Consider the following 20,109-nt stretch of genomic DNA (forward strand, 5'->3'; position numbering starts at 1 on the left):
GGGGGAAGCCGTGGGAGCACGCGTCAGAGCGGTCGCGGCCGTTCAGGCCGCTGCGAGCCCGGGTGTACCATCTTTGCCCGCATGCTGTCCTCCCTGCCCGCCGGCGGCCCGGTTTGCGGCCATCGGTCCTTCTCGAATTAAACGATCATACGTTTTTAAATTCTATTCTCAAGCGGATTATTGTAGGGTCCGGGGCGAGCAGCATTTGCTTGAGACCACGGAATTTTCAGACTTCACTACGGGACCCCCTACCGTGGCGGATCCGCCGCGATCGGCATCGGGACGGTCCAGCGAGGACGAGATGGCGCGCACGATCGGGTCACATGGTCCGACGACGATGGAGGCGATCCGCAGGGCCGGCCTGCGGCTGATCTTCCAGCACGGCTATGAGGCCATGAGCCTGCGCCAGCTCGCCGCCGAGGTCGGCATCCAGCCGGGCTCGCTCTACAATCACATCAGCACCAAGCAGGAGCTGCTGGCAGAGCTGATCCAGGACCACATCAACGACCTGCTGCACGAGCTCGAGCAGGCGCTCCGCGACACCCAGGGTCCGGTCGAACGCCTCCGGGCATTCGTCGCCTTCCACGTCAGCTATCACATGACCCGGAAGCGCGAGGTCTTCATCGCCAATTCGGAGCTGCGCAGCCTCGATCCCCGCAACTACGAGGCGGTGGTGGCGCTGCGCGGCGCCTATGAGCGCCGGCTGGCCGACATCCTCAGCGACGGCGTGGCGCAAGGCGTGTTCGACGTCGACGACATCCAGGTCGCGACCTTTGCCATCATCGCGCTCCTGACCGGGCTGTGCAGCTGGTACCGTCCCGGCGGCCGGCTCACCAGGGAGGCGATCATCGCGGCCCACGAGAAGCTCGTGCTCTCGGGCGTCATGCCGCGCACCGCCGAGCCTGATCCGGCCGGCGGTGGCCGGCCTGATCGCCCGACCGGCTGAACGGGCCGCGCCGATGGCTGGCAGCCCGGAGCTCGACGCGATCGATCGCAGGATCCTGGCGGAGCTCCAGGCCGATGGCCGGATCCGCATCAACGAGCTCGCCGACCGGGTCGGGATCTCGCATCCGAACTGCCTGCGCCGGGTGCGGACGCTGCGCAGCAGCGGCGTGATCAAATCCATCCGCGCCAGCATCGATGAACGGTCGCTGGGCTATGAGGTGGTCGCGTTCGTGTCGATTCAGCTCGACAGCCAGCACCAGACGGCACTGGAGTCGTTCGAGGCCGCGATCGTGACGTTGCCCTGGGTCCAGCAATGCTGGCGGCTGTCGGGAGATGCGGATTTCCTGCTGAAATGCGTGTCGACCGGCGTCGAAGGCATGAGCCGCCAGCTGCGCCAGTTCGCCGCCCTGCCCGGCGTCCGGGCCATCAGGAGCTTCCCGGTGCTCGGCCTGTCCAAGGACGCCCCGCTGCCCATCTCCGGCGGGCCGCCTCAAACAGGTTGAACGGATGACGGCCGAGCCGGCCCCTCAATGCGTCCAAATCAGTGCGTCCACGGCTCACCGCGGCGGAACGAGAAATTGTCGGCATAGGCGATCTGCCGCTTCACCGGCTCCTTCGGCTCGATCACCTGGTAGGGAATGCCCTTGCGCTCGCAATAGGCGATCGCCTCGTCCCTGGTATCGAAGCGCAAGGTGACCTGCTGCTTCATGTCCGAGGAGGACGTCCAGCCCATCAGCGGCTCGACCGAACGCGGCTGCTCCGGCTCATAATCCAACTGCCAGTCCCTGGTCTTGGCCTTGCCCGATTGCATCGCGTTCTTGGCGGGCTTGAAAATGCGTGCGGTCATGGCTGGAAGAGCCCCTGGAAGCTGAGGTCGTCATGCGTTTGGCGGAAACGGCAGGGATGGGGTACAGGCAAGATCCAGCACGGAACGGTGATTCCCATCCAGGACGTGACCGTCTATCGTGCCCCGTATAGTCATTCTGCCGTCCCGTGACAATCTCGGTCGACTGCCACGGCGCCCTCTGCTCCCCGAACGTTTTCCATTCAAAACAGTGCGTTGAAGCGGCCATGAAAATCAATGCCACGCTGCCCGAGCGCGGGCGCGACCTGCGGCTCGACCTGTTTCGCGGAATCGCCAACTGGGCGATCTTTCTCGATCACATCCCGGACAATGTGGTGAACTGGATCACCACGCGGAATTACGGCTTCAGCGACGCCGCCGACCTGTTCGTCTTCATCTCCGGCTATACCGCCTCGTTCGTCTATGCGCGCATGATGATCGACCGCGGCTTCATCGTCGGCGCCACCCGGCTGTTCAAGCGGGTGTGGCAGCTCTACGTCGCCCACATCGTGCTGTTCGTGATCTATATCGTGGCCATCAGCTATCTGGCGACGCGGTTCGGCGTCTCCGAGATCATCGACGAGTTCAACGTCGCAGGCCTCGTCGACCACGCCAGCGATACGCTGGCCCAGGGACTGATCCTGAAGTTCAAGCCGGTCAATCTCGACGTGCTGCCGCTCTACATCGTGCTGATGGGCTTCTTCCCGCCGGTGCTGTGGATGATGCTGCGCCAGCCCGACCTGACCATGATCGCCTCGATCGTGCTCTGGCTCCTGGCGCGACAGATGGGCTGGAATTTCGCGGCCTATCCGGCGGGCACCTGGTACTTCAATCCGTATTGCTGGCAGGTGCTGTTCGTGTTCGGCTCCTGGTGCGCGCTCGGCGGCGCCCGCCGCTCGATGGGCATCATCATGGCGCCGGCCACGCTCTATTTCTGCATCGCCTACATGGTGCTCGCACTGGTCATGACGATGGCCGGCCGCTTCCCTGAGCTCGGATCGATGTTTCCGAACTGGCTCTATGCGGCCTTCAACCCGAACGACAAGACCAATCTCGCGCCGTACCGCTTCCTGCATTTCGTGGTGATCGTCATTTTGGTCATCCGGTTCGTGCCGAAGGAATGGCCGGGCCTGGAGTGGAAGGCGTTCGATCCCCTCATCGTCTGCGGCCAACAGTCGCTGGCGGTGTTCTGCGTCGGCGTGTTCCTGTCCTTCATCGGCCACTTCACCCTGATGCTGAGCTCGGGCTCGCTGCTGGCGCAGATCCTGGTCAGCGCGGCGGGCATCGCGATCATGACAACCGTCGCCTACTACATCTCCTGGTCGAAGCGGCAGGACAAGCCGCAGCCGAAGCCGCCCGCGCCGAAGTAGACTTCGCGCCATTGGGGGCGCGTGGTCGCGCCCCGCCTCCGTTGACCTGCATCAAGCCGGGCCCGATCGGGCTCGCTAAGGTTTGCATCACCAACGGAGCCGCTTCCCGCGGCGCGCGTTCGCTTGCGAACGCGCGAGGCTGCGCAAGCGGTGATTTGCTGACAAGGACCAGATCATGCCGACCCATTTCCATGCCGTCGTGTGGCTCGATCACAGCGAGGCCAAGGTGTTCCACATCGGACTGACCGGTGCCGACGAGCTGACGCTGCATCCGCACCTGCAGACCAAGCATCTGCACCACAAGGCCAACGAGATCGGCAGCGGCCACGCGGCGCCCGACAAGAATTTCCTCGAAGAGGTCGCGCACGCGCTCGATGACGCCGGCGAGATCCTGATCATCGGCCCGGCCGGCGCCAAGACCGAGCTTGCCAAGTACCTGCACGAGAAGCATCCTGCGGTCGGAAAGCGCATCGTCGGCGTCGAAGCCGCCGATCACCCGACCGATCGCCAGATCGTCGCCTATGCCAAGCAGCACTTCAAGATGGCTCCGCCCCGCGTGGCGACGGGCACTACGGGCTAAGTATAGCCTTTCTCCCGTCGCAGGGTCCGTTCGATCATGGACATGCTGTCGCCGGACCAATCCAACGCCATTGCTGCCACGCCGGCCGTCGATCGCGGCCGGCGTCGTTTTCCGTGGCGCGGCCTGCTCTCGATCATCCTGCTGTCCGGCGCACTGGCTGGGCTTGCCGCATGGTGGGGGCGTGGACCGCTGATTGCGACCGCCCGCATCACCCGCGGCACGGCGGCCGAGATCGTGTATGCGACCGGCGCCGTGGAGCCGGAGACGTGGTCGCGGAGCACGCCGCTGGTCCGCGGCCGCATCATCGAGCGCTGCCGCTGCGAGGGCAAGTCGGTCAAGGCCGGCGACTTGCTGGCGCGGCTCGACGACAAGGAGGCGCTGGCCACCTTGAACGATCTGCGTGCACAGGAGGAATTCCAGCGCCACGAGTTCGAGCGACAGTCGCAGTTGCTGGCCCGCGGGGCGGCCACCTCGCAAGCCTACCAGCGCTCCGAAAGCGATCTCGCCCGCATCCGTGCCCAGATCGCGGCCCAGACCCAGCGCCTCGACTACTTCAAGCTGGTAGCGCCGATGGACGGCGTCGTCCTCAAGGAGGACGGCGAGGTCGGCGACATGGTCGATCCCGGCACCATCCTCTACCGCGTCGGCCTGGAGAAGCCGCTCTGGGTCGTCGCCGACGTCAACGAGGAGGACATCCCCCGTGTCCAGGTCGGGCAGAAGGCGCTGCTGCGCGCCGATGCGTTCGGAAACCAGGCCCTGCCCGGGACGGTGAAGCAGATCACGCCGGCGGGCGATCCCGTGGCCAAGACGTTCCGCGTGCGGATCGGCTTGCCGGACGACACGCCGCTGCGCGTCGGCATGAGCGTCGAGGCCAACATCGTCAGCCGGGAGACGGCCGACACCCTGCTCGCGCCGGCCAATGCCATCGTCAATGGCAGCCTCATGGTGATCGAAGGCGGCCGTGTGCAGCGGCGCGCGGTGCGGATCGGCATCCGCGGCTCCGCGGCGGTCGAGATCCTCGACGGCGCCCGCGAGGGCGAGCTGGTCGCAGCGCCCGCGACCGCCGACATCAAGGACGGCGAGCGGATCCGCGTGATCGGGCCCGAGACGTCGTCGCCATGAGCCTCGTCCTGACCATCGCCTGGACCCATGTGCGCCATCGCGTCCGCCAGACGCTGGTCGCGATCGCGGGCGTGATGACCGGCGTGGCGTTTTCGGTGATGATGGCGGCGATGATGGAGGGCTCCCAGGACGACTTCATCCGCACGCTGGTCGATGCGCTGCCGCACATTTCGATCACCGACGAGCTGCGCCAGCCGACCCGTCAGCCGGCCGATCAGATCTATGCGGCAGCCGAATTCCACCGATTGACCCCGAACGTCCGCCGCCCCGGCATCAAGAACCCGATGGCCACCATCGCCTCGCTGCAGGGCTGGGTGCCGGGCGCGCTGACGGCGTCGGTGCAGTCCAAGGCCGTGCTGCGCTTCGCCGGCCGCAACCTCACGGTCGCGATCATCGGCATCGATCCGCGCACGGAGGGCCAGGTCTCGACGCTGGCGAGCCACATGCGGCAGGGCAACCTCAATTCGCTGTACCGGTCCTCGCACGCGATCCTGCTCGGTGACCGGCTCGCGGCCAAGATCGGCGCGCGGGTCAACTCCAACATCACGCTCGCCTCGGCCCAGGGCGTCAGCATGAACGCGACCGTCGTCGGCACCTTCCATTCCGGCTTCCGCGGCACCGACGAGACCACCGGCTACGTGCTGCTGCGCACCGCGCAGATCCTGGAGCGCCAGACCGGGATCATCAACGAGATCCGCGTCCGCACCAACGATCCGATGCAGGCGCGCCTGATCAGCGAGCGCATCGGCGAGCAGACCGGCTACAAGGCGGTCTCCTGGCAGGAGGCGCAGGAGGACCTGTTGTCGGCGATCACGCTGCGCAACGTGCTGATGTACACCATCGTCGGGGCCATCCTGCTGGTCGCGAGCTTCGGCACCTACAACATCATCTCGACCATCACCCACGAGAAGACCCGCGACATCGCCATCCTCAAGTCGCTCGGCTTCCGCGACCGCACGGTCCGCACCATCTTCATCGTCGAGGCGCTGTTCATCGGCCTGACCGGTGCCGCTCTCGGCTGGGCGCTCGGCTACCTGCTCACCCGCGGGCTCGCCTCGCTCGAGTTCAAGACGCCGTTCTCCGACTACAATCATCTGCCCGTGCTGTATTCGCTGAAGCACTATCTGCTGGCGGGCGCGGTCGCGCTGATCTCCAGCGCCGTCGCCGGCTACTTTCCGGCCCGCGCCGCGGCGCGGTTGCATCCGGTCGACATCATCCGGGGCGCGACGTGAGCCCGCCCCTGATCGAGGCGCGGCAAGTGACGAAGGTGCTGCCCGGCGAGGTGCCGGTGACGCTGGTCGCCGACATCGATCTCGTGATCCATCCGCGCGAGCTCATCGCCATCACCGGACCGTCGGGCTCGGGAAAATCCTCGCTGCTCTATCTGCTCGGCCTGCTCGACCTGCCGAGCCAGGGCGACGTGCTGATCGACGGCCGCTCGACGACGGGCATGAACGAGGACGAGCGCGCCGAGGTGCGGCTGTCACGGCTCGGCTTCGTCTTCCAGTTTCATTTCCTGCTGCCGGAATTCTCGATCACCGAGAACGTCGCGCTGCCGATGCGCGCGCTGGCACGGCTGTCGCCGCGCGCCATCACCACGCGCGCCGAGGAGCTGCTGAGCTCGCTCGGCCTCGCCGAGCATCTGCGCAAGACGCCGGACAAGCTGTCGGGCGGCCAGCGCCAGCGCGTGGCGGTGGCGCGCGCGCTCGCCAACGATCCTCCCGTCATCCTCGCCGACGAGCCGACCGGCAGCCTCGACACCGCCGCGACCGCGCAGGTGTTCGGCATCCTGCGCGATCTCGTCACCCTGCGCGGCAAGACGGTGGTCGCGGTCACGCACGACCTCAACCTCGCCGCTCAGATGCAACGGCGCGTGCACATCATCGACGGCCGGCTGGCGCAGGACGAGCTGGCGCGCTGATCCCCCCGCCGCGACCTCGGCACGGCCGACGCGCGAACCGCCGCCCACGCCCGATTTGATCTAGCGCAAAGACGCGAGATTCCGATTCAGAGGATGCTGGCGGCCAGCGGATGTTCCTTCCCCGGATTCACCCGCACACTTCGGATGCTCCCGGGTTTTGCCGCTGCGGGAGCATCCGAATTTTTTATCGGCCTCGTCGCGCAGTTCGCGCCAGCTATTCGCAATGGCCAAACTGAAATGGCTAAGCATCTCCAATTATTAGACTTCCTGGCCATGTTAATAGGAATGCAAACGGTGTGACGAATTGCGGATCTAGGGTCCACCAAAGACTCCACGTGTCCGGACGAATTCTAGTTTAGCGCCAAGCCACCACTAGTCGATCGCAAGGGTAGCATCATCCCTGGTCGAGAATTTCCCGACCGTATAGTCCTCGTCATCGAGATCGGGCGAGATCATTGCCGTTGCGTAGATAACCTGATGCTGCACTTTCGATTCTTGCGAGACCCGCAGGATTTGGTTTTGGAAGTTGTGGCTTCGTTCGGGTTCCATTCCCTTGTCCTCGGTGGTGTCGATCATAACGAATCTGGGATGACGGAAGGCCGGATCCTTGGTCGCAGCTGCAAAGAAACCCAGCACAAAGCTGCTCTTAAGTATTACTCGGGAGCTGGCCGAGAAATACGAGTGGCCGTCCACGCTTATCTTGTTGGTAGAGAAGTCAAACTGAATATTGTTCGCCGTCTCGAACGTATCTTGCCGCCTAAGATCGTGACGCAAGAGGGTTCGCACCTCGTCGGCGATCTCGGTGTATGCCTGTTCCAGTCGCCGCTGCTGGCTGAACCTCAATTTATCGGCAAGTGTCTTGAGCTGGTTCATCGCATCATTCAGCTCGTTCTTCCTCGCCGAGATTTCATCGATCACATGGATGATTCTGGCCTTCTCGCTAAGATCCTCGATCTGGCGATCGAGATAGCCTAATCGACGCTGAAGCGATCGCAACTCTTCGCGAGCCTCAGATGAGGGCAGCCTTTGCAGCGAAGAGAGCCGCTCGGAGGCGCCTCTCCATTGAGCTTCGAGCTCTCTCAGGTCCACTTCCGTTTTGGCAATTCTTTCTGTCCGCTTTCCCTGGAGCAAACGAGATTGCTTTAGCTGGAGCGCAGTGTCGTTGATCAACGTAACAATACGGCCCCGACCGTGCTCACCATCAAAGGGTGTCTTGCACAGATGGCAATGGTGCGTTCCGCTTTCCTTAGCATCAAGGGGCGCATAGCAGGCTGGGCAGACGCTAAATGTAACGTCACCCAAATGCTGCGCGGCAAGCGATGAATCATTTAGCGCCGCAAGCTTCTGCTCAAGCGAATTTATAAAGGCGGCTGAATCGGCGACGGACAGCATGAGGGCATCACGCTCTTGGCGTGCTTTGCCAAGTCGAGACTGGAGTTCTTGGACCAATCTATAGACGTCGTTCTGAGCTGTCAGAGTAAGCTGATCGTCCGCTGCACTAGCATACAACTTACGTTCCGACACCTCGATTTCTGAGTGCAGCGCGAGACGCTCTTCTTCGAGTGAGCGTCGCTGCGCCTCCAGCCAATCGACCGTGAGATTGTGACCAGAATGCCCGAGTACCGCAAAAAGACTTCGCAATTCAGCATTCTTTGCATCAAACTCACGCGTCATCTCGCGAAGTTTAATTTCATTGTCATAAAGCGCGGACTCGTATGCTCCAGCTAGTAGACGGCCCACTGCGTCACGCAGCGCTGGAGAGTCGAATCGGCTATCGTGGCGAAACAGCTCCTCTACGGGACTCAGTTGATCAGAATACAAAAGTCGCAAAATCTGGTTGATGGTGATGTTTCCAGACACATCCATCGCGACCTCGGGTATTCCAAGAAGCCGAAATATTGCCTGCGAGAAGCTCTCCTGACTGGGCGACCGCCTATAAGGATACCTAATCCAATCGGCCCTCGGTGCAATTAGCGAAGATTCATAGTCCCCCCCGAAGATCTCCATCCCCTGCCCCGCCGTGGACGAGATGTCGCGGCTTAAAGTCGCCAATTTTCCATTCAGTTCGACCTCGAGCAGCACTCGCGAGCAAAGTAACGCGGTTTCACTCCAATCCGACAGATCTCCACCAAGTCCATAAAAGATAAAATTGAGGATCGTTGACTTGCCCGAACTATTTTCGCCTCGGACAACGTTCACGCCCTCGTGGAACATCTCGTCGTAAGCCGATCGCCCGTTGCGCTCGACCACGAGGCGCTTGACTATGAGGGTTGGGTCAAACCGCATCTTGTCGGTACTCCAAGAGCCCAGTCCGCGCCTTCAAACCGTTCGGTCCGCTTAGGTCGTACTCGGAACCGAGAATTCCCAAGAACTCTTCGAGATCCGCGTCATTAGCGTTGGCCTCACGAACACGCCTGTCAAGTTCGTCCGGCGGTTGCTTTTCAGTCGGGATAACCTCACCCCTGCTCCAGGCCTCTGTGTCGATGTAGGCGCGCACGGCCAACGCATCCAAGGCAGTCACCTGGAGAGGCTCCATGCGATCAAACACAAGTCTATCGTCGGGTTGCTCTCCATAGGGCTTCTTGGACTCATAAATCGGACCGAGACGCTTGTATCGCCGATGCTCAGGCTTGAGGCGAATCCCATCGATGCGGTGAGGAAATAGTTGATAGTAGTCAAGTATTCTAAAATGATCGCGGTGCAGCGGTTTATCGACGGAGAGAATGGTTCGCAGCCGCAAAGCTCTGAAGGCCGCGTGAAACGAGTCGAACGCGGGCTCGTATGTGAGTTGGATCATTGATGCCACCTCACGAAGCACTGCTCGGCCAGCCAGTAGATCATCCCCATGCAGACATTGTGATTGAGGACAAACACGTCAGCGCCGACCTGATTAATCGTTGGCGTGATAATAAGCTGGTTGATCAGTGCATTTACTTGAACGGGGCTCAGTTGCTCAATTTGCGGATGGATAGTTAGATTGAAGTGATGCTCCGCTTGCGCGAGCAAATAGACAAATATCTCTTGCGCTGAGGCGTACAAAGACCACCGCTCTAGGAGCTTGACGAACATCTCCTTCTTTTCGAGAGCCGCGAGATATTCATTGGCACGCCCTCCGGCTTCTAGCTTCGCCTCCAAGCCTTCGATGCCGTCGATCGATCTCTTGGTATGAAATCGCGCCAAATCTTCGATCGTGTGGCGAACACGTTCGTTGTTCTTGATCTCGCCTTGTAACTTTACGAGGAGTTGTCCAACGATGCCTGCTGGTTCGCCGGGAAGGTGATAGTGAGTCTCAACTACCTTGTGGCCGCCAACGACATCCCCACCTGCCTTGGCTCCCGTCTGAACAACGGAGGTCGTCATTGAAACCTAGTTCGTTCCATGGTTCACCGACGCCCACCATTCCGGACATTATTACCCCCGACAATATCGCCTCCGGCGCGTGATCTGCTTTGATCAACAATCGAGCCTTTGCCGGGCAACTGGTTGCGCCCTTTGATGCGAAGCGTGACCAAGGAGCCAACCGCTCCGCCTCCAACAAAGCCGGCTAAAAAGCTGCCAATCGTCGATGCATGCTGTGTCAGGAAATCGATCACCAGAAATCCACCGATTTGGTATCAGGCCAAGTGCAGCAAGTATAGGTTGTTGTTTTAGTCTAATGCCTGAGTCAATCGCATGTTGCAACATCGTCTTTAGCTTATACGACCCAAGCAATGTCAAAGGGGGGCGCCCACCCCCTCCCCGCGACGGCGCCCGAAAGGTTCGCGATAGGGATCGAAAGCCCCTGGCCCGGCTTTTCGAATACCGCAACAGTAGGATTCTCAAGTCCACGTTCAAGGCTGTTCGGATAGGCCCGATCGATCTCGCGCGACCTCTCGCTCCGTTGCGCGTCGGCTTCCTTCGGGACGATCTGCTCCAATGGCACGCCGACCGCATCCAGAATGAAATCGACCGACAGAGCCTGTGCGCGCGCTCGCACTCCGCACATCCTGATCTAAAAGGATCGCAGGTGGACCTCCGAGTTACCGCCTAATGCTCATCCAGGAAAAGCACTGCAATTTGCGGGGGGATTCTGCGCACGACCTGCAGTACCAAGTGCTGCCGCGCCAAAAATCGACAACGTTTCGTAAATCGCTGATTTTCTTTCTGTTTTGGTCGGGGCAGCTGGATTCGAACCAACGACCTGCAGTACCCAAAACTGCCGCGCTACCAGGCTGCGCTATACCCCGATGTTCTCAAGGGACGATTGTCCTCGACGAACCCGTCACTACACGGTCGCGGCCTCGGCAGCAAGACCGCGGCCTGGCCGTGAAGATGAAGCCGACATGAAAACGGCCCCGGAAAGCACCTTTCCAGGGCCGTCAAGTGCAGTGATCGCAAGCAACTCAGTGCGAGGACAATGCCGGCGAGCCCGTCTCGGGGTGGATCTCGGCCGCCATCATGCCCTTGGAGCCGGGCCCGTAGCGGACCAGCACCCATTGGCCGGGGCGCAGCTCGGTCATGCCGTAGCGGCGCAGGGTCTCCATGTGGACGAAGATGTCCGGGCTCCCTTCCCCGCAGGTCACGAAGCCGAAGCCGCGCAGGCGGTTGAACCACTTGACCTGGGCTCGCTCCAGCCCGCTGGTCGGCGTCACCGTGACATGGGTGCGCGGCGGCAGCATCTGCGCCGGATGGATCGCCGTCGACTCGTCCATCGAGACGATGCGGAAGGCCTGGTAGCCCTTGGAGCGCTGCACGCACTCCACCACCAGGCGAGCCCCTTCATAGGCGGTCTGGTAGCCGTCGCGCCTGAGCACCGTGACGTGCAGCAGCACGTCCGGCCAGCCATTGTCGGGAACGATGAAACCGTATCCCTTCGAGGCGTCGAACCATTTGATGACGCCGCTGATTTCGACGAGGTTCTCGCCAAGACCGGTCATCGCATCGATTGCCGAGTCGCGCGCGACGCCGGTTTGATATTCCGCCCCGAGCCGGGTTGGTGTCGAACCACCAACGACCGGCACCCCAAGCTTCTTGGACTCAAATCCGTCCGACCCCATAACCCCGGACCTCACATATGAATTGTGAGCCGCCACCCCTGCAACGGCGCCCTCATACACGTGCTCACCACCTATACCCACGATGAGTCACGCGAATCTCTCGAATCAAAGATAACATTCCCTCGTGCCGCGCATAGATAAAAATCGGTTTCACTGAGGCATATGAACAGAGATGCCGACAAAAATGCATCAATTTCCGTTCAATTACGGACGAACGATCCGAGTACTTCGCCGATCTCGTGGTGGACAACGAGGTCGGCAACGTCGTCCTGATCGGTCGGTTCCCGGTTGATGATCACGAGTCGCGCGCCAGCCCGCTTTGCCATCAATGGAAAGCCAGCGGCCGGCCACACAACCAGCGACGAGCCGATCGCGACGAACAGATCACAGTGCTGCGCGAGCTCGGTGGCGCGCTGCATTTCATGCTCCGGCATCGACTGACCAAAGGATACCGTCGCGGTCTTCACCGGCTCCGCGCAATCGGGGCAATCCGGCGCGGCCCCGTCGGCCTCGAAGCGCTCGCGCACCCAGGTGAGCTCATAGCGCTGCCCGCATCCGATGCATCGCGCGTAGGTGGTGTTGCCGTGCAGCTCGATGACGTGATCCGGCGCGAAACCGGAGTCCTGGTGCAGGTTGTCGATGTTCTGAGTGATCACGGCCGGAATTTTCCCCGCACGGTAGAGCGACGAAAGCGCCAGATGTCCGCGGCCGGGCCGCGCCGCGGCAAACGTCTCCTGCATCGCGAAGCGCCGCCGCCAGGCCTCGTCCCGCGCCTCCTGGCTGGCGACGAATTCGTCGAAATGGATCGGCCGGTTGCGCGTCCATAGACCGCCGGGAGACCGGAAATCCGGAATGCCCGTCTCGGTCGATATTCCAGCACCGGTGAAGGGCACGATCACACGCGCCGCAGCGATCATGTCTCCCAGGCGGTTCACCCCGTCGTGCAGATCGGATGCAATCATCAGCGGCGGCCCCGAACCATGAAACCTCGCACCATCATTGTCCTCCCTTCATAGCACGGCAAGCTGGCTCCCGCCTCCGAGCATGTCCGGCCCGGCTGCGTCGTTGCGCCACTCCGCATCCTCCGGAACCAGCCGTGAACGACGCGACCGCAAGCAAGACGAGTCGGATCGTTCCGTTCTACCTGAAGACGTTGGCGGTGCTCGCCTTCTGTCCCCAGCAAAACGCGCGAGCCGCCTGCAGCGGGGCCGGGCGTCCGCAATCACGCCTCAATCGGACATCCACATCGCGCCAGCGATTCGCCAGGAAGTTTGTCACGCGTCTCAGGGCGAGGCTCGCCGGATAGCGACCGGAGCAGAGAGGATCCGTGAGGCAGAACGAGACGCAGGACGACCGCCGCGCGAAGGAGCGCGCCGACATCACCGCAAGGATTGCACGGTTCAAGTCGACCCAGGAGAAGTTCGCGCGCGAACGCGAGGAATATGCCCGCTTGGCGTGGAAGAAGGCACAGCGCGGCGAGGCCGCGGAATAGCAGGGATGAGAGAAGAGCCCGGAAGCTTTCGCCATCCGGGCCCTCCTCCTTACGACTGGCGCTTACCAGTGATGACGCCAGTGGTGGTAGCGATGATAGTACGGTCCGCCGTAATAGGCATACGGCCCGGGCGCGTAGACGTAACGCGGGCCGTAGTCGTAGTAGCCGTAGCCCGGACCATAGTAATACGGGTGCGAAGCCGCGATCGCGCCGGCGGTCAGCGCTCCCGCCGCGAGGCCGAATGCGAGACCCGGGCCGATGCCGCGCGCCTGTGCCGGAGCGGGTGCCGCCAGTGCGGTGATGGCGACGGCGCCCGCGGTCGCCAGAACAGCCAATGTCTTTCTCATGATCGAATGTCCTCCAATTCCCGTGCGTCCAAACAACGCAGATGCTGGGGAGTTGGTTGCAGGCAGGCTCACCGCCGCGCGCGTCTGGAACCGTCACCGTCGCCACACGTTCACTGCCATGGGGGGAATCCGCGATGGCATCCTGGCTGGAACTTCTGTTCAACATCATCGGCTATGGCGGATTCGTCGTGCTTGCGTCCTGTCATCCCAGGACCGAGGCGGCCGGTGTAGCGCCTGAAACAGGAGCGGACGACGGCGCGGATCTGAACGGCGAGCGCCGCTAGAGCCGAGCTTTGCGGCGATCGCCGGGCCTTCATCCACAGTCGATCCAACGCTTGTCCACAGCTCCTCGCCTGGACTCTCCGGATTGCTGATCAACGGCTTGCTGCGCCATATCCACCGGCTTCTCCCCAGCACGCGCGACGGCGCTCCTGCGCGGGCCGGAGGTCGCAGGGGCCGGTCAATTTTCCCGCAAAATCCTTTGAACCTGCCTGCGCCCCCCCGAGACAGATCAGTACTGGGGATTTCAGGGCCCAGTGCTCGAGGGTGGCGCCACGCGACGAAGATATTCCGTCGCGCTGGCGCTGCTGTCGTTTTTCGGGCCCCCGCGGTGCCAACCTTCGCGATCCGGGGACGGCGGCGCTTCGGCGACCGCAACGCTCAGCCGCGCTGCAACCACATAGCCGCAACGAAAAAGGCCTCCCTTCCGGGAGGCCTTTGACGTGATCACGACCGTGACTGACGGTCAGATCAGGCAACCGCGTCCTTGGCGGCCTTGACCGGGCGCGCGCGCACGATCTTGCGGGCCGGCTTGGCCTTGAACATCATCTCTTCGCCGGTGAAGGGGTTGGTGCCCTTGCGCGCCTTCACGGCGGGCTTCTTGACGACGACGAACTTGGCGAAGCCCGGCACCAGGAACACGCCGTTCTTCTTCAGCTCCTTGTGGCCGACGTCGGTGAGCGTCTCCATGACGTTCTTGACGTCGCGCTTGGACAGCTCGGTCGAGGTCGCAATCTTCTCGATCAGTTGCGACTTGGAAAGTTGGGTAGCCATCGTATCTCCTTGTGATTGATACTGGTGAATGACGTGACGACTGCGCGGCTATCAGCGCATTGCTGCGCAGACTGGTCGGGGCTTTCTGGCTGCATTGCACAGCCGGGACTTCAGTCGTCTGGTGGCGTATCACCCCGCGATTTTCGGGATTCTCCTGCATTTCAAGGGGCCCCGAAGCACCCACAGCGGCGCCAAAATTCCAACGGAGCGCGCAGAAGTCAAGCTGCGTTGGCGATCGAACGGAGCATGCGATTCATTTTCCCCTATATTTCTAGGCATTTTCGACGGTCCTGCGTGATTTTGGCCGCACATTGCAGGCGAAACACGCTGAAATACCTGCATGCGGTCGCATCGCGCCCGTTCATCCATGCCGCGAATCACTGCCAAAACAGCGATTCGCGGGCATGCGGAGAGGCTTTCGCAACACCGCGCAGCCCATCGAATGCGTCGCCGCGCGCACCGCACATCCGCGCGAGCCGGCATCGCCGCAGCATCGGGCTCGATACACGGGCGGACGAATTGCTGCTATGGATCGGCGTCCGCAGGCGGCCGTTGACCATCCGCTTCGAGTTCAGGGAGAGAAGAAACGATGCGTTATCTCCACACCATGCTGCGCGTGCGCAATCTCGACGCCGCGCTCAAATTCTATTCCGATGCGCTCGGCCTCAAGGAGGTGCGCCGGATCGACAACGACAAGGGTCGCTTCACACTGGTGTTTCTCTGCGCACCCGAGGATGAACACCTGCTGAAGAGCCTGCCGCCGACGCGCGGCGCCCCGCTGGTCGAGCTCACCTACAATTGGGACGAGGAGAGCTATGGCGAGGACCGCTTCTTCGGCCATCTCGCCTATGAGGTCGACGACATCTACGCCACCTGCGACCGGCTGATGAAGCTCGGCATCACCATCAACCGGCCGCCGCGCGACGGCAACATGGCGTTCGTCCGCTCGCCCGACCTGCACTCGATCGAGCTGTTGCAGAAGGGAGAGCCGAAGGCGCCCGCCGAGCCCTGGCTGTCGATGCCGAACACCGGACATTGGTGAGTCATCTGCCCGCGTGATTCCGGCCGGAACATCGAGGCCACCCTCGCGTTGTCGCTCCGATTGACGGTGAGGATACGAGGAGGCCGAGATGGGTCGTGGAATTCTATTGTGGTTGTTGGGCGTGCCGATTCCGGTGATCATTCTGCTGTGGCTGTTCTTCGGCCGCTGATCCCGCGAACGACGTGCTCGACCGAAAAGCCCCGCCAACGAGCGGGGCTTTTTGCGTAACATGCGCTAATGATGACGCTCGCCAGAGAGGAGCCGAACGTGTCCGCCGACAACAGACTGACGATCTGGGGCCGCCCCAATTCGGTGAACGTGCAGAAGGTGCTCTGGTGTCTCGCCGAGCTCGAGATCGCTTATGACCGGATCGACGCCGGCATGCAGTACGGCCGCAACAACGAAGCGGACTATCTCGCGATGAATCCGAACGGCCGCATCCCGACCCTGGTCGAGGGTGATTTCGTGCTGTGGGAGAGCAACGCGATCATGCGCTACCTCTGCCTCGCTCATGGCGACGGCACGCCGCTCTACCCGACGACGCCGCGGCACCGCGCCGCGGTGGAGCGCTGGCTGGACTGGACGCTGTCGACGGTGCAGCCGATCGAGCGTCCGCTGTTCTGGGGATTGGTGCGTACGCCACCGGAGCAGCGCGACATGCCCGCCTTGCAGAAGGCGGCCGACGACGCCGCGGCGATGTGGCGCATCTTCGACGCGCATCTGGCCACGCGCAGCCATGTCGAGGCCGAGCGCTTCACGCTCGCCGACATCGCGCTCGGCGCCTATGCGCGGCGCTGGTTCGGAGTCGAAGGTGTCGACAAGCCGGAGCTGCCGAGTCTCGCGCGCTGGTACGGACAGATCGCGCAACGCCCGGCCTTCATCCGCCACATCGCGCCGCCGCTGTCGTGAGCGCCTCAGCGGCCGGCCGAGGTGCCCATCTCGACGCCCAGGGCGCCGCCGACCTTCACGCAGGTATCGGTTCCCTCGACGCGTACGAAGTTCGCACCGTAGGACGCGCAGGGATTGTTGGTGGCGGCGCCTGAACGGGGTGCGGCCTTATTCGGCCCAGCCTTATTCGGCCCGGGAAGCGATGGCACAAGAAGCGATGACCCCGGCGAGCCGGCGGCCGCAACGGTCACGGCGGCGAACGCCGCGAGGACGCCCAGGATGAGAGATCGACACATGCCGCTTGTTAGCGCGTCTGCGGCAGTGAAGCGATACTGGTCTATTTGCCGATGAACTTGACGCCGACCGAGGCGCCGCGGCGCCACACCACCTGGCACTGCCGGCCGGTTCTTGCGTCGCGCGCGAAGGCGAGCCGGATGGTCGCCGGCAGCGCCGCCGCGTCCTGCAAGGTCAGCTTGGCGCCGGCGCTGGAAATGTCCTGAACCAGGCAATGGCGCACGGCGAACCCGCCATCCAGCGTGATCCACGCCGGCTGCTTCATCGATTTGCGGGCTTCCCGCTTCTTGGGCGCGGCCATCATCCTGCTCCTGCTCGCCCGCTGCAGTACGGCAAGGACCCTAATGGACGGTTGACCGGATCACGTACTGGGCGTGCGATTCATGGATGCAGGACCCCGCGCCGACACGTCTCGGCGCAAACCGTCCGTTTCAAGATCGGAGATGGAAGGAAAGCCGGCGCGGAATGGCGCTCCCTAGCGGAATCGAACCGCTCTCTCCACCGTGAAAGGGTGGCGTCCTGACCGATAGACGAAGGGAGCAATACGCACGATGCCAGAGGGCACGAGGCCCCGGTGCCATCGCCGCTTGCACGTTTCGGCAAAACCTTCAGCAAATCAGCCGCTTGAGGCGATGATCTGCGAGGTCGGCTGAACCACCGACGGTGATTCCGTGCCGCGCGCCGAACGTATAGAGGCGTTTCGCCGGCCGGGCAAGCCACCCCGTGCCGGTCTTTCCAGTCTGGTCCCGCATGCTCAACGGGCCGCAAACAGCGGAGAGATGCCGTCCGTGTCGATGTAGACCACGCCGTCCTCGACCTTCACCGGATACGCGGCCAACGCACTCTCCGGAGGGTGGAGCGGTGCGCCGGTACGGGCATCCCACGTCCAATTGTGCACGGGGCAACTGAGCACGCGGCCGTCGAAGCCGGCCTCCTCCATCGGCGCCGCGGTGTGCGGGCAGACGCCCTGGAACGCCTTGAGCTCGCCATCGTCGGGCCAGGCCAGGATGATGAGCTGGGCATCGGCGATCACGAGGCGCATGCCGCCTTCGTCGATGGTGTCGGCCTTGCAGACACGGGTGAACATTCACTGGCCTCATGCTTTCCGTTGCGAACATCGCACGCGAAGCAGCCCGAGCAAGACTCGTTCCGAGGATCGCGCCGTGCCCGCGAGCCCGACAAGACCGTGGCACCCTTCTTGCTGCCCTTCCCGGCATCTTCGTCGAACGAGCCATCATGTCGCAAAGGCGACAGACCGTTCGGCGGCGAGCTGCTGCGGAGTGCGACATGACCGACATGACCGAGCTGAGAACGCGCAAGGAGCCGCTCAATCTCGCCATCGTGCATGTCGATCCCGACGCCTTCATCGCCAACCTCACGGCTTGGCTCGAGATCACCGCCTTCATCAAGGCGCAGCGCGCCGGCGAGGCCACGGTGCCTGCCGACGGCAAGACGCCCGCATTGTCGGCGGCGCAATTGAAGAACGGCGGCGTCCATGAGGTCGGCAACGACGCGCTGTTCGCCTTCGCGATGACGGCGTCGCTCAAGGGCGACAAGGCGGCGGTCGACACGGTCGAGACGGCCCTGCTCGACGGCATGGGCAAGGATTTTCCCGGCTCGTTCGCGCTGTGGCACTTCCGCGCCACGATCGATGCGCCGACCACGCTGGACGATTTCGTCGGCCAGGCCGGCAGGAAGATGCTGACCGGCGATCTGCCGCCACCGCCGCTGCGCGCCAAGGAAAATTGGAGCGCCGGACTGCGCTTCTTCGAGAAGGCGCGCAAGTCGAACTTCGTCCACGAGATCATGTATCCGCTGGCGAAATGGACGCGGGCGCGCTGGACCGAGACGGCGGAGAAAGGCGTCGCCTTCCTGCACCACATCGAGGACAACGTCCCGGTGCTGCGCGAGGTGCTGGCGGACCCCCGCAACGATCAGGCGTTCATCGCCAACGTGCTGCTGCGGCTCGCACCCGCCGTCGATATGGAGCTGAACGAGGAATATCAGGGCTTCCTGCGCTCGCTGGCGCGACGCAACTGATCGAGGGGGATTCCAAGACACCCCGCCCACGCAAAAAGGCCGGCGGGCGTTACGCCGCCGGCCTCTTGTCGCGACTGCCGGCTCCGGCCGTCCGGTTCCGTCGCACTCCTGGGGGAGCATGCGAACAGGGTCGCGCGGCCTGGTTAACGATGTCTTAATACAAGCCAGCCAACCGTATGCTTACGGGGCAGCACCGTCAGCTCAGCAGCAACGGGAGCTTCTTCTCGCGACGGAGCGCGCGCTCCTGACAGCCCGACAGCCGGATGAGCTTCTGCGGATACATGTCATAGCCGTGGCTGCCGAAGGCGTTCTGCTGCGCCATCGGGACCTGCGCAGGCCTGCCCGTCGCGTCGACGGCACCTGCATCCTGCGAACCTCGGGCCGGTTCGAGCCCTGTGTTCAAAGCGGTCATAGCCAACTCCGAGACGAGTGCCTGCCCCCGAGCTGAAACTATAGTCCACGGCTCGCGGGGCGCAATTGGGCAAAATGCCATCAGCCGGCCGTGGCGCGCGCCTGCTCCGCCTCCTGTTCCCAGCGCAGGATGGTCCGCTCGAGATTGTGGAATTTCTCGGCGACGTCGCCGTCGAACAGCGGGTCCTTGCGGTCGGACATGCGGGCGTCGATGTCGGCCCAATCCTCCGCCTGGAGGGTACGCAGCGCCGCGGGAAACAGCAGGGTCTCCTCCTTGCGCAGATGCTCGCGCTGGCTGTCGATGAACTCATGCACGGCGGCGTGGAAGCGTTCGCGCAGGATCTCCTGGTCCGACAGCACCGCGTTCACGGCGTCGGCAAAGCCGCGCAGCCGCCGCGCCTCGGTCTCGTGCTCGTCGTCGACGTCGCCATAGGCCGCGGCCGCGGCTGGATCGCGCTCGCGCAGCTTGCCGAAGATCATCTCCTCCTTGGGATGATGACAGCGCTGCGGATAGTCCTCGAAATAGGCGATGATGCTCTGCAGAATGTCGTAGTCCGGCCGCCGATTGTGATCGAACAGCTCCAGTTCATGCTCGAGCACCGAGAGAAGCTTCTCGAGATTCTCGTGCTCCTGCAGCAGCGCTTCGATGATCCTTGCCATGGCCGCCCTCGCCTGTGCGCCGGCCGGGCCTTGCCGAACCGGCATTTTCCCTGAACGCAAAAGA

Annotated in this window: 26 protein-coding genes and 2 tRNA genes; 13 read left to right on the forward strand and 15 right to left on the reverse strand. The window is 63.0% G+C overall.

Annotated elements, in window-relative coordinates:
- The first annotated feature begins 301 nt into the window (after positions 1–301).
- Positions 302–946 carry a TetR/AcrR family transcriptional regulator gene (locus QW845_RS02435; RefSeq protein ID WP_315800065.1) on the forward strand — a complete coding sequence of 215 codons (645 nt, stop codon included), beginning with the start codon at positions 302–304 and terminating at the stop codon, positions 944–946.
- Between the two features lie 13 nt (positions 947–959).
- Positions 960–1,448, forward strand: coding sequence for an Lrp/AsnC family transcriptional regulator (locus tag QW845_RS02440; RefSeq protein ID WP_315800430.1), 489 nt, complete (start codon positions 960–962; stop codon positions 1,446–1,448).
- Positions 1,449–1,486: 38 nt separating this feature from the next.
- Here QW845_RS02440 and QW845_RS02445 read toward each other — a convergent pair whose 3' ends face one another.
- Positions 1,487–1,792 carry an ETC complex I subunit gene (locus tag QW845_RS02445; protein ID WP_315800066.1) on the reverse strand — a complete coding sequence of 102 codons (306 nt, stop codon included), beginning with the start codon at positions 1,790–1,792 and terminating at the stop codon, positions 1,487–1,489.
- A 224-nt stretch (positions 1,793–2,016) separates the two neighbouring features.
- Here QW845_RS02445 and QW845_RS02450 point away from each other — a divergent pair, with 224 nt between their 5' ends.
- The 6 genes from QW845_RS02450 to QW845_RS02475 all read left to right on the forward strand — a co-directional run bounded on the left by QW845_RS02450 (position 2,017) and on the right by QW845_RS02475 (position 7,082).
- Positions 2,017–3,159, forward strand: coding sequence for an OpgC domain-containing protein (locus QW845_RS02450; protein ID WP_315800067.1), 1,143 nt, complete (start codon positions 2,017–2,019; stop codon positions 3,157–3,159).
- A gap of 175 nt (positions 3,160–3,334) precedes the next feature.
- Entirely contained in the window at positions 3,335–3,739 is a 405-nt protein-coding gene (locus QW845_RS02455) for a translational machinery protein (protein WP_315800068.1), read from the forward strand.
- Between the two features lie 42 nt (positions 3,740–3,781).
- On the forward strand, positions 3,782–4,861 hold the full coding sequence (locus tag QW845_RS02460) for an efflux RND transporter periplasmic adaptor subunit (protein WP_315800069.1): 1,080 nt from the start codon (positions 3,782–3,784) through the stop codon (positions 4,859–4,861).
- Positions 4,858–6,093: an ABC transporter permease gene (locus tag QW845_RS02465; protein WP_315800070.1), complete on the forward strand. Its 1,236-nt coding sequence runs from the start codon at positions 4,858–4,860 to the stop codon at positions 6,091–6,093. Before QW845_RS02460 ends, QW845_RS02465 begins: the two co-directional genes overlap by 4 nt.
- Positions 6,090–6,782: an ABC transporter ATP-binding protein gene (locus QW845_RS02470; protein WP_315800071.1), complete on the forward strand. Its 693-nt coding sequence runs from the start codon at positions 6,090–6,092 to the stop codon at positions 6,780–6,782. The genes QW845_RS02465 and QW845_RS02470 overlap by 4 nt, the downstream gene beginning before the upstream one ends.
- 93 nt (positions 6,783–6,875) lie before the next feature.
- The gene (locus tag QW845_RS02475; protein ID WP_315800072.1) at positions 6,876–7,082 is read left to right on the forward strand and encodes a hypothetical protein; all 207 of its coding nucleotides are present in this window, start codon (positions 6,876–6,878) and stop codon (positions 7,080–7,082) included.
- A gap of 72 nt (positions 7,083–7,154) precedes the next feature.
- Here the strand turns inward: QW845_RS02475 and QW845_RS02480 are convergent, their stop codons facing one another.
- The 7 genes from QW845_RS02480 to QW845_RS02510 all read right to left on the reverse strand — a co-directional run bounded on the left by QW845_RS02480 (position 7,155) and on the right by QW845_RS02510 (position 12,780).
- Positions 7,155–9,068 carry an AAA family ATPase gene (locus QW845_RS02480; protein WP_315800073.1) on the reverse strand — a complete coding sequence of 638 codons (1,914 nt, stop codon included), beginning with the start codon at positions 9,066–9,068 and terminating at the stop codon, positions 7,155–7,157.
- Entirely contained in the window at positions 9,058–9,579 is a 522-nt protein-coding gene (locus QW845_RS02485; protein WP_315800074.1) for an ABC-three component system middle component 5, read from the reverse strand. The genes QW845_RS02480 and QW845_RS02485 overlap by 11 nt, the downstream gene beginning before the upstream one ends.
- Positions 9,576–10,142 (reverse strand): ABC-three component system protein, encoded by a 567-nt coding sequence (locus QW845_RS02490; RefSeq protein WP_315800075.1) that lies wholly within the window; start codon positions 10,140–10,142, stop codon positions 9,576–9,578. Before QW845_RS02490 ends, QW845_RS02485 begins: the two co-directional genes overlap by 4 nt.
- Before the next feature lie 23 nt (positions 10,143–10,165).
- The gene (locus QW845_RS02495; protein WP_315800076.1) at positions 10,166–10,375 is read right to left on the reverse strand and encodes a hypothetical protein; all 210 of its coding nucleotides are present in this window, start codon (positions 10,373–10,375) and stop codon (positions 10,166–10,168) included.
- A gap of 556 nt (positions 10,376–10,931) precedes the next feature.
- Positions 10,932–11,008: transfer RNA gene (locus tag QW845_RS02500), tRNA-Pro, on the reverse strand.
- Between the two features lie 156 nt (positions 11,009–11,164).
- A complete protein-coding gene (locus QW845_RS02505) occupies positions 11,165–11,818 on the reverse strand; it encodes a cold-shock protein (RefSeq protein WP_315800077.1) in 654 nt (217 codons plus the stop codon).
- Positions 11,819–12,018: 200 nt separating this feature from the next.
- A complete protein-coding gene (locus QW845_RS02510) occupies positions 12,019–12,780 on the reverse strand; it encodes an SIR2 family NAD-dependent protein deacylase (RefSeq protein ID WP_315800078.1) in 762 nt (253 codons plus the stop codon).
- A gap of 365 nt (positions 12,781–13,145) precedes the next feature.
- Here QW845_RS02510 and QW845_RS02515 point away from each other — a divergent pair, with 365 nt between their 5' ends.
- Positions 13,146–13,310, forward strand: a complete 165-nt coding sequence (locus tag QW845_RS02515) for a hypothetical protein (protein WP_315712073.1) — start codon at positions 13,146–13,148, stop codon at positions 13,308–13,310.
- Between the two features lie 62 nt (positions 13,311–13,372).
- Here QW845_RS02515 and QW845_RS02520 read toward each other — a convergent pair whose 3' ends face one another.
- Positions 13,373–13,657, reverse strand: a complete 285-nt coding sequence (locus tag QW845_RS02520) for a hypothetical protein (protein WP_315800079.1) — start codon at positions 13,655–13,657, stop codon at positions 13,373–13,375.
- Between the two features lie 134 nt (positions 13,658–13,791).
- Between QW845_RS02520 and QW845_RS02525 the strand changes: the two genes are divergently transcribed.
- A complete protein-coding gene (locus QW845_RS02525) occupies positions 13,792–13,941 on the forward strand; it encodes a hypothetical protein (protein ID WP_315800080.1) in 150 nt (49 codons plus the stop codon).
- Between the two features lie 466 nt (positions 13,942–14,407).
- Here QW845_RS02525 and QW845_RS02530 read toward each other — a convergent pair whose 3' ends face one another.
- The gene (locus tag QW845_RS02530; RefSeq protein ID WP_172109121.1) at positions 14,408–14,710 is read right to left on the reverse strand and encodes an HU family DNA-binding protein; all 303 of its coding nucleotides are present in this window, start codon (positions 14,708–14,710) and stop codon (positions 14,408–14,410) included.
- Positions 14,711–15,299: 589 nt separating this feature from the next.
- Here QW845_RS02530 and QW845_RS02535 point away from each other — a divergent pair.
- Entirely contained in the window at positions 15,300–15,752 is a 453-nt protein-coding gene (locus QW845_RS02535) for a VOC family protein (RefSeq protein ID WP_012044102.1), read from the forward strand.
- Between the two features lie 240 nt (positions 15,753–15,992).
- Positions 15,993–16,661, forward strand: coding sequence for a glutathione S-transferase family protein (locus QW845_RS02540; protein WP_409997857.1), 669 nt, complete (start codon positions 15,993–15,995; stop codon positions 16,659–16,661).
- A 316-nt stretch (positions 16,662–16,977) separates the two neighbouring features.
- Here the strand turns inward: QW845_RS02540 and QW845_RS02545 are convergent, their stop codons facing one another.
- From QW845_RS02545 to QW845_RS02555, 3 genes are all read right to left on the reverse strand, one after another.
- The gene (locus QW845_RS02545) at positions 16,978–17,235 is read right to left on the reverse strand and encodes a PilZ domain-containing protein (protein ID WP_315712079.1); all 258 of its coding nucleotides are present in this window, start codon (positions 17,233–17,235) and stop codon (positions 16,978–16,980) included.
- Positions 17,236–17,400: 165 nt separating this feature from the next.
- Positions 17,401–17,475, reverse strand: a tRNA-Glu gene (locus tag QW845_RS02550).
- A gap of 213 nt (positions 17,476–17,688) precedes the next feature.
- On the reverse strand, positions 17,689–18,021 hold the full coding sequence (locus QW845_RS02555; RefSeq protein WP_315800082.1) for a Rieske 2Fe-2S domain-containing protein: 333 nt from the start codon (positions 18,019–18,021) through the stop codon (positions 17,689–17,691).
- 200 nt (positions 18,022–18,221) lie between these two features.
- Here QW845_RS02555 and QW845_RS02560 point away from each other — a divergent pair, with 200 nt between their 5' ends.
- Positions 18,222–18,974, forward strand: coding sequence for a hypothetical protein (locus QW845_RS02560; RefSeq protein ID WP_315800083.1), 753 nt, complete (start codon positions 18,222–18,224; stop codon positions 18,972–18,974).
- Between the two features lie 196 nt (positions 18,975–19,170).
- On the opposite strand, the gene QW845_RS02565 is transcribed toward QW845_RS02560, so the two are convergent.
- Both QW845_RS02565 and QW845_RS02570 read right to left on the reverse strand, forming a co-directional pair.
- On the reverse strand, positions 19,171–19,386 hold the full coding sequence (locus QW845_RS02565; RefSeq protein ID WP_315800084.1) for a hypothetical protein: 216 nt from the start codon (positions 19,384–19,386) through the stop codon (positions 19,171–19,173).
- 80 nt (positions 19,387–19,466) lie between these two features.
- Positions 19,467–20,045 (reverse strand): hemerythrin domain-containing protein, encoded by a 579-nt coding sequence (locus QW845_RS02570; RefSeq protein WP_315800085.1) that lies wholly within the window; start codon positions 20,043–20,045, stop codon positions 19,467–19,469.
- Between the last annotated feature and the right edge of the window lie 64 nt (positions 20,046–20,109).

Source organism: Bradyrhizobium sp. SZCCHNS3002 (genome assembly GCF_032377435.1).
Lineage (GTDB): Bacteria > Pseudomonadota > Alphaproteobacteria > Rhizobiales > Xanthobacteraceae > Bradyrhizobium.

Excerpts from the sequence above, each read along its gene's own strand:
- QW845_RS02485 (WP_315800074.1), bottom strand. The coding sequence starts at position 9,579 with ATGATCCAACTCACATACGAGCCCGCGTTCGACTCGTTTCACGCGGCC.
- QW845_RS02475 (WP_315800072.1), top strand. The coding sequence starts at position 6,876 with ATGCTGGCGGCCAGCGGATGTTCCTTCCCCGGATTCACCCGCACACTT.
- QW845_RS02525 (WP_315800080.1), top strand. The coding sequence starts at position 13,792 with ATGGCATCCTGGCTGGAACTTCTGTTCAACATCATCGGCTATGGCGGA.
- QW845_RS02465 (WP_315800070.1), top strand. The coding sequence starts at position 4,858 with ATGAGCCTCGTCCTGACCATCGCCTGGACCCATGTGCGCCATCGCGTC.
- QW845_RS02450 (WP_315800067.1), top strand. The coding sequence starts at position 2,017 with ATGAAAATCAATGCCACGCTGCCCGAGCGCGGGCGCGACCTGCGGCTC.
- QW845_RS02455 (WP_315800068.1), top strand. The coding sequence starts at position 3,335 with ATGCCGACCCATTTCCATGCCGTCGTGTGGCTCGATCACAGCGAGGCC.
- QW845_RS02565 (WP_315800084.1), bottom strand. The coding sequence starts at position 19,386 with ATGACCGCTTTGAACACAGGGCTCGAACCGGCCCGAGGTTCGCAGGAT.
- QW845_RS02490 (WP_315800075.1), bottom strand. The coding sequence starts at position 10,142 with ATGACGACCTCCGTTGTTCAGACGGGAGCCAAGGCAGGTGGGGATGTC.
- QW845_RS02435 (WP_315800065.1), top strand. The coding sequence starts at position 302 with ATGGCGCGCACGATCGGGTCACATGGTCCGACGACGATGGAGGCGATC.
- QW845_RS02535 (WP_012044102.1), top strand. The coding sequence starts at position 15,300 with ATGCGTTATCTCCACACCATGCTGCGCGTGCGCAATCTCGACGCCGCG.
- QW845_RS02570 (WP_315800085.1), bottom strand. The coding sequence starts at position 20,045 with ATGGCAAGGATCATCGAAGCGCTGCTGCAGGAGCACGAGAATCTCGAG.
- QW845_RS02555 (WP_315800082.1), bottom strand. The coding sequence starts at position 18,021 with ATGTTCACCCGTGTCTGCAAGGCCGACACCATCGACGAAGGCGGCATG.
- QW845_RS02545 (WP_315712079.1), bottom strand. The coding sequence starts at position 17,235 with ATGGCCGCGCCCAAGAAGCGGGAAGCCCGCAAATCGATGAAGCAGCCG.
- QW845_RS02520 (WP_315800079.1), bottom strand. The coding sequence starts at position 13,657 with ATGAGAAAGACATTGGCTGTTCTGGCGACCGCGGGCGCCGTCGCCATC.
- QW845_RS02445 (WP_315800066.1), bottom strand. The coding sequence starts at position 1,792 with ATGACCGCACGCATTTTCAAGCCCGCCAAGAACGCGATGCAATCGGGC.
- QW845_RS02440 (WP_315800430.1), top strand. The coding sequence starts at position 960 with ATGGCTGGCAGCCCGGAGCTCGACGCGATCGATCGCAGGATCCTGGCG.
- QW845_RS02540 (WP_409997857.1), top strand. The coding sequence starts at position 15,993 with ATGACGCTCGCCAGAGAGGAGCCGAACGTGTCCGCCGACAACAGACTG.
- QW845_RS02480 (WP_315800073.1), bottom strand. The coding sequence starts at position 9,068 with ATGCGGTTTGACCCAACCCTCATAGTCAAGCGCCTCGTGGTCGAGCGC.
- QW845_RS02505 (WP_315800077.1), bottom strand. The coding sequence starts at position 11,818 with ATGGGGTCGGACGGATTTGAGTCCAAGAAGCTTGGGGTGCCGGTCGTT.
- QW845_RS02510 (WP_315800078.1), bottom strand. The coding sequence starts at position 12,780 with ATGATTGCATCCGATCTGCACGACGGGGTGAACCGCCTGGGAGACATG.
- QW845_RS02530 (WP_172109121.1), bottom strand. The coding sequence starts at position 14,710 with ATGGCTACCCAACTTTCCAAGTCGCAACTGATCGAGAAGATTGCGACC.
- QW845_RS02560 (WP_315800083.1), top strand. The coding sequence starts at position 18,222 with ATGACCGACATGACCGAGCTGAGAACGCGCAAGGAGCCGCTCAATCTC.
- QW845_RS02460 (WP_315800069.1), top strand. The coding sequence starts at position 3,782 with ATGCTGTCGCCGGACCAATCCAACGCCATTGCTGCCACGCCGGCCGTC.